This window comes from Cellulomonas biazotea, from assembly GCF_004306155.1.
Lineage (GTDB): Bacteria > Actinomycetota > Actinomycetes > Actinomycetales > Cellulomonadaceae > Cellulomonas > Cellulomonas biazotea.
Genome location: NZ_BIMR01000227.1, coordinates 1 through 11,311, shown reverse-complemented (window position 1 = coordinate 11,311; position 11,311 = coordinate 1). Strand labels below are relative to the sequence as shown.

The following is an 11,311-nucleotide window of genomic DNA, read 5'->3' as shown; positions in this document are numbered from 1 at the left end:
GGCCGGACCGGGTCGCGCGGGTCGCGGGCGCCGCCGGGCTGGTCGCCGGGCTGGTCGCCGGGCCGGTCGCCGCGGAGGGCGTCGGGGCAGGGCTGACCGGGGTGTCGGCGGGCGTCGAGGGGGCGACGGGTTCGGGTGCCGCGGCCGTCCCGGGACGGGGCGTGGCGCCGCGCGAACGGCTGCCGGACTTCGGGGGAGTCGTCACGCTCCCGAACCTATCCGGAGGTGCCCGGGGTGGGCATCTGGTGCGCCGGTCGTGTCGTCCGCGCAGGCGGCCGGCGCGCCCGACCTGGGCGGATGTGCCCCGTGTGCGGCCTCGGTGCCGGTGCGGCGTCAGCCCAGGGTCGACGCCACCGCCCGCCCCGTCGTCCGCCCCGTGAACAGGCAGCCGCCGAGGAACGTGCCCTCGAGCGCCCGGTGGCCGTGCACGCCGCCGCCGCCGAAGCCCGACGCCTCGCCGACCGCCCACAGCCCGGGCAGCACGTCGCCGTCGGGCCGCAGCACGCGCCCCTCGAGGTCGGTGTGCAGGCCGCCGAGGGTCTTGCGCGTGAGCACCGAGAGGCGGACGGCGAGCAGCGGGCCGTGCGCGGGGTCGAGGAGCCGGTGCGGCTTCGCGACGCGGATGACCTTGTCGACGACGTACCGGCGGGCCATCGCGGTCGCGACGACCTGCAGGTCCTTGCCGAGCCCGCTGGTGACCTGCCGGTCGCGCTCGACGATCGTGCGCTCCAGGCGCTCGGCGTCGATGCGGTCCGTGCCCGTGAGGGCGTTCATGCGGCGCGCGAGGTCGGCGGGCGTGTCCGCCCAGAGGAACTCCTCGGACTCCTGCGCGAACCGCTCGACCGGCCCGACCGCGCCCGGCAGCACCCGCTGGAGCAGCTGAGGGACGCTCTTGCCGGTGAGGTCGGGGTTCTGCTCCGACCCGGACAGCGCGAACTCGGAGCCGAGGATCGTCTTGTCGAGGACGAACCACGAGTGGTCGTCGCCGCGGTTCGTGATGTGCTGCAGCGCGCCGAGGGAGTCGAAGCCGGGGAACAGCGGCACGGGCAGGCGGCGCCCGTCGGCGTCGAGCCACAGCGACGACGGCCCGGGCAGGATGCGGATGCCGTGCCGCGTCCAGACGGGCGAGTGGTTCGTGATGCCCTCGGGGTAGTGCCACATGCGGTCCTCGTGGACGACGGCCGCGCCCGCGTGCCTCGCGGCGGCGATGCCGGAGCCGTCGACGTGGTCCGGCACGCCCGAGAGCATCCGCTGCGGCAGCTTGCCCGCGCTCGCGGGCCAGGTCGCGCGCACGAGGTCGTGGTTCGCGCCGATGCCGCCGGTCGCCACGACGACGGCCGCGGCCTCGACCTCGAACGGCCGGACGACCTCCCGCGAGCTCGGCACGGCGCGGGCGACGTCGTCGTCGGCGAGCACGTCGCCGCGCACCCCGGTGACGCGGCCGTCGGTCTCGACCAGCGACGTCACGCGGTGCCGGAACCGCACGTCGACGAGCCCCTCGCGGCGCGCGTCGAGCAGGACCCGCACGAACGGCTCGAGGATGCCCGGGCCGGTGCCCCAGGTGACGTGGAAGCGCGGGACGGTGTTGCCGTGCCCGCTCGCGTCGTACCCGCCGCGCTCGGCCCACTGCACGAGCGGGAACCAGCGCACGCCCTTGTCGTGCAGCCACGGCCGCAGGTCGCCCGCGGCGAAGTCGACGAAGCCCTCCGCCCAGGCGCGGCCCCAGCGGTCGGAGCCGTCGTCCGCGAAGTCGGCCGAGCCGAGCCAGTCGGCGAGCGCGAGCTCGGCGGAGTCCTTGATGCCGAGGCGGCGCTGCTCGGGGGAGTCGACGAGGAACAGGCCCCCGAACGACCAGAACGCCTGCCCGCCGAGGCTCGCGGCTGGCTCGGCGTCGAGGAGGACGACCCTCCGGCCGGCGGCGAGCAGCTCGGCGGTGGCGACCAGGCCCGCGAGGCCCGCGCCGACGACCACGACGTCGTGGGAGTGCGTCATGCCGCGACGCTACACGCCTGGACGGGCGTCCAGAAGGGCTGCCGGGGCCCGAGATGTCACGACGTCAGCAAACGTCAGGGCTGCGGGTCCTGCACGTACACCCGCAGGCTCAGCGGCTCGACGACCGTCGTGTCGCCCGGCCGCGCGTGCAGCCCCGCGGCGATCGCCTCCGCACGCTCCTCCGCCGGGTGCTCCCACACCGAGTCCCACGCGAGCCGCCACCGCCCGCCGTGCTCGTCCGCGAGGACGACGCTCACCGAGTCGAGCGCCCCGTTGATGACGAGCAGCACCGTGTCGTCGTCCGGCGGCGGCGCCGTGCGGACCATCTGCAGCGTCCGCACCGACGGGTCGTGCCAGCGGGCGTGGTCGAACGGCGTGCCCAGCGCGTCGTACCAGGCCAGGTCGGGCCGGCGACCGGGCAGCAGCGGCCGGCCCGAGAAGAAGCGCTCCGCGCGCAGCGCCGGGTGCTCGCGGCGCAGCAGCGTCAGCCAGCGGGTCGTCGCGAGCAGGTCCTTGCGCCACGACGAGTGGTCCCAGCGGACCCACGAGATCTCGTTGTCCTGGCAGTAGGCGTTGTTGTTGCCGCGCTGCGTGCGGCCCGTCTCGTCCCCGGCGGTCAGCATCGGCGTACCCGCGGCCAGCACGAGCGTCGCCAGCAGGTTGCGGATCGAGCGGCGGCGCAGCGGCACGATGTCCACGCCCGGCGAGTCGAGCTGGACCGGGCCCTCCAGGCCGTGGTTCCACGACCGGTTGTCGTCCGTCCCGTCGCGGTTCTGCTCGCCGTTCGCCGCGTTGTGCTTGTGGTCGTACGCGACCAGGTCCGCGAGCGTGAAGCCGTCGTGCGCCGTCACGAAGTTCACCGACGCGACGGGGCCGCGCGTCAACGGCGGGTCCGTGTGCCCGAACAGGTCGACCGACCCCGCGAGGCGCGTCGCGAGGTCCCGCACCCGGTGCCCCGGCAGGCCGTGCGCCGCGCGTGCCGGGTCGGCGAGCCAGAACGAGCGCGTCGCGTTGCGGAACCGGTCGTTCCACTCCGCGAACGGCACCGGGAACTGCCCCGTGCGCCAGCCGCCCGGGCCGACGTCCCACGGCTCCGCGACGAGCTTGAGTCCGTGCAGGCTCGGGTCCGTCCGCGCCGCGACGAGCAGCGGGTGGTCCGGCGTGAAGCCCTCGACGTCCCGGCCCAGCGTGACCGCCAGGTCGAACCGGAAGCCGTCGACACCCACGACGTCCGCCCAGTAGCGCAGCGAGTCGAGCGTCATGCGGGTGACCTCCGCACGACGGAAGTCGAGCGTGTTCCCGGTCCCCGTGACGTCCGCCAGGCGCGCCGGGACCCCGCCGTCGTGCGTGTAGTACAGCGAGCTGTCCAGCCCGCGCCACGACAGGTGCTGACCCGGCAGACCGCCCTCGCACGTGTGGTTGTAGACGACGTCGAGCAGCACCTCGAGACCCGCCTCGTGCAGCGCGTGCACCGCGGTCCGGACCTCGTCCAGCACCGCCTGCGGGCCCAGCGCCCGGGCCTCCTTCGTCGCGTACGCCGCGTGCGGCGTGAAGAACCCGAGCGTCGAGTAGCCCCAGTAGTTGGTCAGCCCCTTCTCCACCAGGTGCGGCTCCGAGGAGAACGCGTGCACCGGCAGCAGCTCGACCGCCGTCACGCCCAGGCCGAGCAGGTGGTCGACGACCGCCGGGTGCGCGAGCCCCGCGTACGTGCCGCGCAGCTCCGCCGGGAGGGCGTCGTGCAGCGCCGTCAGGCCCTTGACGTGCGCCTCGTACACGACCGTGCGCGACCACGGCGTCCACGGCCGGTTCGTCGTCGGGTCCGGGCTCGTGAGCGCCCGCGTGTCGACGACCACCGAGAACGGCACGTGACCGGCCGAGTCCCGCGGGTCCGGGGCGCCGTACGGGTCGCCCTGCAGCTCGTCGTCCACCACGTGCCCGTACGTCGGCGGCACGTGCTCGACGTCGCCGAGCAGCCCCCGCGCGTACGGGTCCACCAGCAGCTTGACCGGGTTGTAGCGCAGGCCCGCCGCCGGGTTCCACGGGCCGTGCGCCCGGAAGCCGTACCGCTGCCCCGGACGGATCCCCGGGACGGAGGCGCTGAACACCCCGTGCACCGGCCCGCCGAGGGTGATCCGGCGCTCCGCGAGCGTGCCCTCGACCCCGTCGAACAGGCACAGCTCGACCGCCGTCGCGTGCGACGCGAGCACCGCGACGTCGACGCCCTCGTCGGTGACGTGGACACCGAGGCGGGGCGGCCGACGGGACGGGGAGGGCGCACTCACCCCGACATTGTGCGCGACGCACGTGACGCGTGTGGGTCGGGCGTGCTTCCGGTACACGTCAGCCGAGGGTGCCCTTCCGCCCCTCGACACAGCGGTCCGGCCCGCCTGCCGCGGGAGGTAACGTTCCGCGCGTGAGGATCGTCGTCTGCGTCAAGCACGTCCCGGACATCCAGTCGGAGCGGGCCATCGGCCCCGACGGTCGCGCGGTGCGCGACGGCGGGGACGGCACGCTCAACGAGCTGGACGAGAACGCCCTCGAGGCGGCGCTCGCGCTCGTCGAGTCCCTCGGCGACGGGTCCGTCGTCGCGCTGACCGTCGGGCCTGACGACGCCGCCGACGCGGTCCGCAAGGGCCTGCAGATGGGCGCCGACGAGGCCGTGCACGTCGTCGACGACGCCATCGCCGGGTCCGACGCGGTCGGCACCGCGCGCGTGCTCGCCGCGGCCGTCCGCCACCTCGGCGCGCAGGAGCCCGTCGACCTCGTCGTCACCGGCATGGCCGGCCTCGACGGGCTCACGTCGCTGCTGCCCACCGCGCTCGCCGAGCTGCTCGACGTGCCCGCGCTGCCGCTCGCCGCCGAGCTCACCGTCGACGCCGCCGCCCGCACCGTGCGCGTGCGCCGCAACCTCGACCACGCCACCGAGGTCCTCGAGGCCCCGCTGCCCGCCGTCGTGTCCGTCACGGACCAGGCCAACGAGCCGCGCTACCCGAACTTCAAGGGCATCATGGCCGCCCGCAAGAAGCCGGTCACGACGCTCGCGCTCGCGGACCTCGGCCTCGACGCGTCGCAGGTCGGCACCGCGGGCGCCCGGACCGTGGTCGTCACCGCCGCTGCCCGCCCGGCCCGGGAGAACCGCGTGCTGCTCACCGACGACGGCGAGGCGGGCGTGAAGCTCGCGCGCTACCTCGTCGAGAACAAGCTCGTCTGAGCCCGCTCACCGGCCTGCTCACCGCCCGCTCCGCCTCGCGCTCGCACCACCCAGAATCGAGAACGCCGTGACCGACCTGACCGCCGCGCCCGTGCTCGTCCTGCTCGACCACACCGCCGACGGCGCGCTGCGCACCCCCGTGCGGGAGATCGTCACGCTCGCCGCGGGCCTGTCCGGCGGCGCGGGCGTGCACGGCGCGTGGCCCGCCGACACCGAGCCGTCGCCCGACGTCCTCGCCGAGCTCGGCGCCCTCGGCGTCACGCACGTGCACCGGGTCGTCGCCGACGCCGACCTGCACCTGTCCGCCGTCCTCGGCGAGGCGCTCGCGTCGCTCGCCGACGCCACCGGTGCCCGGCTCGTGCTGCTCGTCTCCTCGTTCGAGAACAAGGAGGCCGCGGCCCGCCTCGCCGTGACCACCGGTGCCGGGGTCGTCACCGACGCCGACGGCCTCGTCGTCGAGGACGGGCGCTACGTCGCCTCCAAGACGGTCTTCGCCGGCACGTGGAACACGCGCTGCGCCGTCACCGCGCCGCTCGCCGTCGTCACCGTCAAGGCCAACTCCGTGACCGTCGAGCAGGTCGCCGCACCTGTCACGCCGACCGTCGCCGAGCACACCGTCACCGCCAGCGCGGGTGCCCGTCGCGTGACCGTCGTCGAGCGGACCGAGCGACCCGCGAGCGGGCGGCCCGACCTCGGCAGCGCGCACGTCGTCGTCGTCGGCGGCCGCGGCACCGAGGGCGACTTCTCGCCCGTCGAGGACCTCGCCGACGCGCTCGGCGGGGCCGTCGGAGCGACCCGTGTCGCGACCGACGAGGGCTGGATCGGCCACGACGCGCAGATCGGGCAGACGGGCGTGACCGTCTCGCCGCGCCTGTACGTCGGAGCGGGCGTCTCCGGTGCGGTCCACCACCGCGGCGGCATGCAGGCGTCGGGGACGATCGTCGCGGTCAACTCCGACGCGGACGCGCCCATCTTCGAGATCGCCGACTTCGGCGTCGTGGGCGACCTGTTCACGGTGCTGCCGCAGGCGGCGGCGGAGCTCCGCCGCCTGCAGTCCGAGGGCTGAGCCGGAGCGCAGCGGAGGGTGCGGGTCGCGCAGCGGCACGCGCCCGTAGCGGAGCGCAGGCACAGCCCGACCATGGTGACGAGGGCTGAGCCGGAGCGCAGCGGAGGGTGCGGGTCGCGCAGCGGCACGCGCCCGTAGCGGAGCGCAGGCTCGGCCCGACCATGAATCCCGACGGCTGAGCCGGAGCGACGCGGAGGGTGCGGGTCGCGCGGCGGCCTCACGCGAGCGCTGTGACGGCGACGATCACTGCCGCCAGCAGGACGTCGAGGACGACGCAGAACTCCGCGAGCGAGCGCGGGACCACGCGCTGGGTGCGGTGGTGGTGCACGTCCCACCCGGCGTGCGCGAGCAGCCCGGCGGCGAGGAGGTACGCGCCGACGTCGTGCGTGGCTGCGGGGGCGAGCGCCGCGACGGCCCCGAAGACGAGCAGGGCGAGGCCCTGCAGCGGGAGGCCGTAGGCGGGTCGGAGGGCTCCGCGGACGAGCCCGACGACGGCGAGCACGGCGCCGAGCCCCAGCAGGACCCACGTCGGGTCGGCGTCGAAACCGAGGAGCCGCGCGGCCGCGACGACGACGATGGTGACGAAGAAGAGCGGCCAGGCGGTGCGGCGGGAGCGCAGGGCTGCGGCTCCGAGGTAGACGACGGCTGCGGCGGTGAGGACGGGGGCGACGTCGGTGCCGTGCGTCAGGTCGGCGGTGAGGAGCGCGGCGAAGGCGATGCCGACGATCGACGCCCAGCGGCGTCGGACGAGGTGCTGCGGTGCCGCGGTGCGGGTCGGGGCTGCCGTGCCGGTCATCGGGTCCTCCGTCGGGCGGGTCGCCGGTCGGCGTCTAAACCGAACAGCGCTGTACGGGTTAGGGTCGAGGCGAACGTAGCATCCTGAACAGTCGTGTTCAAGATCGACGTCAGGGAGGCGCGCGCGCTCGTAGACTCGCCCGACGACACACCGGGCCCGGACGGAGGAGACGACGATCGACGACGACCGCAGGTCGCAGCGGGCCGACGCCCGCCGCAACGTCGAGCGCATCCTCGACGCCGCCGAGCGCTGCCTCGCGCAGGACCCCGACGCGCCCATGGCCGACATCGCCGCCGCGGCCGGGCTGGGGCGCGTCACGGTCTACGGGCACTTCGCGTCGCGGGCCCTGCTCGTCGAGGCCGTCGTGCAGCGTGCCCTCACCGCCGCCGACGCCGCCCTCGCGGACGTCGACCTCACGGGCGACGCCGCGGGCGCCTTCGAGCGGCTCGTCGAGGCCACCTGGCAGGTGACCAGCCGGACCGGGCGGCTCCTCGTCGCCGCGGAGAAGGCACTCCCCGCCGAGACGGTCCGCGCGGCGCACCAGGGCGGTCTGGAGGACCGCGTCCGTGGGCTCCTCGCCGCCGCGCAGCGCGACGGCGCCGTCCGCGCCGACCTGTCGGTCGACTGGCTGACCGCCGTCCTGCACGCCGTCCTGCACACCGCCGCGACCGAGGTCGACGCCGGCCGGCTGACCGCGCAGGACGCGCCGTCGACCATCACCCGGACGATGCTCGCGGTCCTCGCGCCCGACTCCGGGGCGCGCGGAGCGCGTCGGTAGGCCTGCGGCGACCGACCGGCACCCCCGTGACGGTCGACGGCGTGCGCGCCCGGGTGTGTGCCGGGAGGTCAGGACAGGTCGCGGAGCCAGCGGAGGGTCGCGACGCCCTGCGCGGCCTGGAAGCGGCGCAGGTTGGGGATGCCCGGCGGTGCGGGCTGCAGCGAGCTGCTGACGAAGTAGCCGGAGAGCCCGGCGAGGACGGCGCGCAGGTCGTCGTCGGACACGCCCTCCGCGACGGCGTGCGAGCGGAAGTTGGCGACGGGGTCGCCGCCGCCCTGCAGCGCGACGCTCGGCAGCATGAACGCCCAGTCGAGCCAGGGGGCGCCGATCGCCGCGTGCGGCCAGTCGATGAGCCACACCCGGTGCTGCTCGTCGATCATCACGTTGTCGGCGCGCAGGTCGCCGTGCACGAGGCTGTCGCCGGCGCACACCCGCAGGGCCTCCTGCTCCCACAGGACGAGCTTCTCGTGGTGGTCCCGCGCCCACTGCCCGAGGTCACCGGCACGGGCGACGACGCCCTCGCGCGTCGCCTCGTCCAGGTCGACGAGCCGGCGCCACCCGGTGAAGTCCTCGGCGAGCACGTCGTCGATCCGAGGGAGGTCGTGGCCGGGCAGCGGCTCGACGTCTGCGAGCGCTCCCACGGCATCCGCGACCGCGGTGAGGTCGGCGGGCCGCCACGGGAGCTCGGGGGAGCGGCCGTGCACGACCTCGAAGCCCAGCAGCACCCAGTCGCCGTCGTCGTCGGACCACAGCAGCCGCGGCGCGGGGACGTGCTCAGGCAGGGTGCCGGCGACGCGGATCTCCGCGCGGGCGAGGTGCGGCGAGACGGGGTTCTGCTCCGCGGAGACGGCCTTGACGAAGACGCCACGGCCGTCGGCGAACTCGAGGACGGCCGCGAACCCGGGGCTGAACCCGCTGGTCGCGGACGTCTCGGCGCTCACCTGCGAGCCCGCGAGGGCGTTGATCCGGTCCCGCACGTGGCGGGGGAGGTCGCGCCAGTCCAGCCGCTGGCCGCTGAACGCGGGCGGCAGGGCGATGACCTCGTCGGCACTCACGGCGCACATCCTGCCAGGCGTGACCCGGGACCCAGCGGGTGAGACCACGCACCGGGCGCACGGGGTCCCCGCGGCGCGTTCGTAGACTGGGTCGCGATGACTGCCTACCTCGACCATGCGGCGACCACGCCCATGCTGCCCGAGGCCGTCCGCGTGCTCACCGAGCAGCTGGCGCGCCCGGGCAACCCGTCGTCGCTGCACACGGCGGGGCGGGCCGCGCGGCGTGTCGTCGAGGAGGCCCGCGAGCAGGCGGCCGCGGCGCTCGGCGCACGCCCGAGCGAGGTGCTGTGGACGTCGGGCGGGACCGAGGCCGACAACCTCGCGGTCAAGGGCCTGTTCTGGGCGCGGCGCACGCACGACCCGTCGCGGCGGCGCATCCTCGTGTCGGCCGTCGAGCACCACGCGGTGCTGGACCCGGCGTTCTGGATGGCGGAGCACGCGGGCGCGGAGCTCGTGCTCCTGCCGGTCGACGCCGACGGGGTGCTCGTCGTCGACGCGCTGCGCGAGGAGCTGGAGCGCAACGGCGCCCAGGCGGCGCTGCTGTCGGTCATGTGGGCGAACAACGAGGTCGGGGCGCTGCAGCCCCTCGACGAGGTGGTCGCGCTCGCGCGCCGGTTCGGCGTGCCCGTGCACGCGGACGCGGTGCAGGCGGTCGGCCAGGTGCCCGTCGACTTCGCGGCGTCGGGGCTGGACGCGATGACGGTGTCGGGGCACAAGGTCGGCGGGCCCGGCGGCGCCGGTGCGCTGCTCGCGCGGCGCGGGCTGGAGCTCACGCCCGTGCTGCACGGCGGCGGCCAGGAGCGCGGCGTCCGGTCCGGGACGCTCGACGCGCCGCTGCTCGCGTCGTTCGCGGCGGCGCTCGACGAGGCGGTCCGGCGACGCCCCGAGCATGCGGCGCGCGTGGGGGCCCTGCGGGACGACCTGGTCGCGGGTGTGCAGGCGGCCGTGCCCGACGCGGTGCTGCGGGGCCCGGCTGACACCGCCCGCCGGCTGCCCGCGAACGCGCACTTCACGTTCCCCGGCTGCGAGGGCGACTCGCTGCTCTACCTGCTCGACTCCGCGGGCGTCGAGGCGTCCACGGGGTCCGCGTGCCAGGCGGGCGTGCCGCGCCCCAGCCACGTGCTGCTCGCCATGGGCGTCGACGAGGACGACGCGCGCGGCGCGCTCCGGTTCAGCCTCGGGCACACCTCCACGGCGGCGGACGTCGACGCGGCGCTCGCCGCGCTGCCCGGAGTCGTCGAGCGGGCCCGTGCGGCGGGCCTGGCCGGACGGCCCGGGGCGCCGGTGGGGGCCTGATGCGCGTCCTGGCGGCCCTGTCGGGCGGCGTGGACTCCGCGATCGCGGCCGCGCGGGCCGTCGACGCCGGGCACGACGTCGTCGGCGTGCACATGGCGCTGTCGCGCACGCGGGACCAGTTCCGGAACGGCTCGCGGGGGTGCTGCTCGATCGAGGACGCGGGCGACGCCCGGCGCGCCGCCGACGTCCTCGGCATCCCGTACTACGTGTGGGACCTGTCCGAGCAGTTCGAGCAGACCGTCGTCACCGACTTCCTCGCCGAGTACGAGGCCGGCCGCACGCCCAACCCGTGCGTGCGGTGCAACGAGCACATCAAGTTCGCCGCGCTGCTCGACAAGGCCGTCGCGCTCGGCTTCGACGCCGTCTGCACCGGGCACTACGCGCGCATCGAGGTCGGCCCGGACGGCACCCGTGCGCTGCACCGCGCGCGCGACGCCGCGAAGGACCAGTCGTACGTGCTCGCCGTCATGGGTCCCGAGCGCCTCGCCCGGTCGATGTTCCCGCTCGGGGACGTCGCCTCGAAGGACGAGACCCGCGCCGAGGCCGCCGCACGCGGGCTCGCGGTGTCGGCCAAGCCCGACTCCTACGACATCTGCTTCGTCGCCGACGGCGACACCCAGGGCTTCCTGCGCGACCGGCTCGGCAGCCGCGAGGGCGACGTGGTCGACACGGAGGGCGAGGTCGTCGGGCGGCACGACGGCGCCTACGCGTACACCGTCGGGCAGCGGCGCGGGCTCGCGCTCGGCCGGCCCGCGCCGGACGGGAGGCCGCGGTACGTGCTGGCCGTCGAGCCCGTGCGGAACCGCGTCGTCGTCGGGTCGCGCGAGGAGCTCGCCGTCGGCGTGGTCGAGGCCGACCGGGCGGTGTGGTTCGTCGCGCCCGGTGCCGACGCCGACGCCGGTGCTGGTGCCGGTGCCGGTGCCGCGTCGGGCGCCACCCCGTGGTCGTGCACCGTGCAGGTCCGCGCGCACGGCACGCCCGTGCCCGCGACCGCGGTGGCCGGACCCGACGGCACGCTGCGCGTCGAGGTCGACGCCGCCGCCGGGCTGCACGGCGTGGCGCCGGGGCAGTCCGTGGTCCTCTACGACGGCACGCGCGTGCTCGGGCAGGCGACGGT

9 protein-coding genes and 1 pseudogene are annotated in these 11,311 nt (G+C 75.8%); 5 read left to right on the top strand and 5 right to left on the bottom strand.

What is annotated here, in order from left to right; translation table 11 throughout:
• The 3 genes and pseudogenes from CBZ_RS21540 to glgX all read right to left on the bottom strand — a co-directional run.
• Nucleotides 1–205, bottom strand: a pseudogene (locus tag CBZ_RS21540) (hypothetical protein); the annotation flags it as partial.
• Nucleotides 206–333: 128 nt separating this feature from the next.
• Nucleotides 334–1,992 carry an FAD-binding dehydrogenase gene (locus CBZ_RS14200; protein WP_130782173.1) on the bottom strand — a complete coding sequence of 553 codons (1,659 nt, stop codon included), beginning with the start codon at nucleotides 1,990–1,992 and terminating at the stop codon, nucleotides 334–336.
• A gap of 74 nt (nucleotides 1,993–2,066) precedes the next feature.
• A complete protein-coding gene (glgX, locus tag CBZ_RS14195) occupies nucleotides 2,067–4,274 on the bottom strand; it encodes a glycogen debranching protein GlgX (RefSeq protein ID WP_130782172.1) in 2,208 nt (735 codons plus the stop codon).
• A 131-nt stretch (nucleotides 4,275–4,405) separates the two neighbouring features.
• On the opposite strand from glgX, the gene CBZ_RS14190 reads away from it, so the two are divergent.
• Together CBZ_RS14190 and CBZ_RS14185 are read left to right on the top strand one after the other, a co-directional pair.
• Complete coding sequence (locus CBZ_RS14190; RefSeq protein WP_130782171.1) at nucleotides 4,406–5,203, top strand: electron transfer flavoprotein subunit beta/FixA family protein; 798 nt, start codon at nucleotides 4,406–4,408, stop codon at nucleotides 5,201–5,203.
• A 67-nt stretch (nucleotides 5,204–5,270) separates the two neighbouring features.
• Entirely contained in the window at nucleotides 5,271–6,269 is a 999-nt protein-coding gene (locus CBZ_RS14185; protein ID WP_130782170.1) for an electron transfer flavoprotein subunit alpha/FixB family protein, read from the top strand.
• Nucleotides 6,270–6,486: 217 nt separating this feature from the next.
• Here the strand turns inward: CBZ_RS14185 and CBZ_RS14180 are convergent, their stop codons facing one another.
• Nucleotides 6,487–7,065 (bottom strand): hypothetical protein, encoded by a 579-nt coding sequence (locus CBZ_RS14180; protein ID WP_130782169.1) that lies wholly within the window; start codon nucleotides 7,063–7,065, stop codon nucleotides 6,487–6,489.
• A 175-nt stretch (nucleotides 7,066–7,240) separates the two neighbouring features.
• Here CBZ_RS14180 and CBZ_RS14175 point away from each other — a divergent pair, with 175 nt between their 5' ends.
• Entirely contained in the window at nucleotides 7,241–7,843 is a 603-nt protein-coding gene (locus tag CBZ_RS14175) for a TetR/AcrR family transcriptional regulator (protein ID WP_130782168.1), read from the top strand.
• Nucleotides 7,844–7,911: 68 nt separating this feature from the next.
• Here the strand turns inward: CBZ_RS14175 and CBZ_RS14170 are convergent, their stop codons facing one another.
• Nucleotides 7,912–8,907 (bottom strand): phosphotransferase family protein, encoded by a 996-nt coding sequence (locus CBZ_RS14170; RefSeq protein WP_246013401.1) that lies wholly within the window; start codon nucleotides 8,905–8,907, stop codon nucleotides 7,912–7,914.
• Nucleotides 8,908–8,994: 87 nt separating this feature from the next.
• On the opposite strand from CBZ_RS14170, the gene CBZ_RS14165 reads away from it, so the two are divergent.
• Nucleotides 8,995–10,194: a cysteine desulfurase family protein gene (locus CBZ_RS14165; RefSeq protein WP_130782166.1), complete on the top strand. Its 1,200-nt coding sequence runs from the start codon at nucleotides 8,995–8,997 to the stop codon at nucleotides 10,192–10,194.
• Nucleotides 10,194–11,311: tRNA 2-thiouridine(34) synthase MnmA (gene mnmA / locus CBZ_RS14160; protein ID WP_130782165.1), on the top strand; the 1,118-nt coding region annotated here is incomplete at its 3' end. The genes CBZ_RS14165 and mnmA, both read left to right, overlap by 1 nt.

What these genes read in the sequence shown, in the direction of transcription:
- CBZ_RS14170 (WP_246013401.1), bottom strand. Translation starts at nt 8,907, where the DNA reads ATGTGCGCCGTGAGTGCCGACGAGGTCATCGCCCTGCCGCCCGCGTTC.
- CBZ_RS14165 (WP_130782166.1), top strand. Translation starts at nt 8,995, where the DNA reads ATGACTGCCTACCTCGACCATGCGGCGACCACGCCCATGCTGCCCGAG.
- CBZ_RS14200 (WP_130782173.1), bottom strand. Translation starts at nt 1,992, where the DNA reads ATGACGCACTCCCACGACGTCGTGGTCGTCGGCGCGGGCCTCGCGGGC.
- CBZ_RS14180 (WP_130782169.1), bottom strand. Translation starts at nt 7,065, where the DNA reads ATGACCGGCACGGCAGCCCCGACCCGCACCGCGGCACCGCAGCACCTC.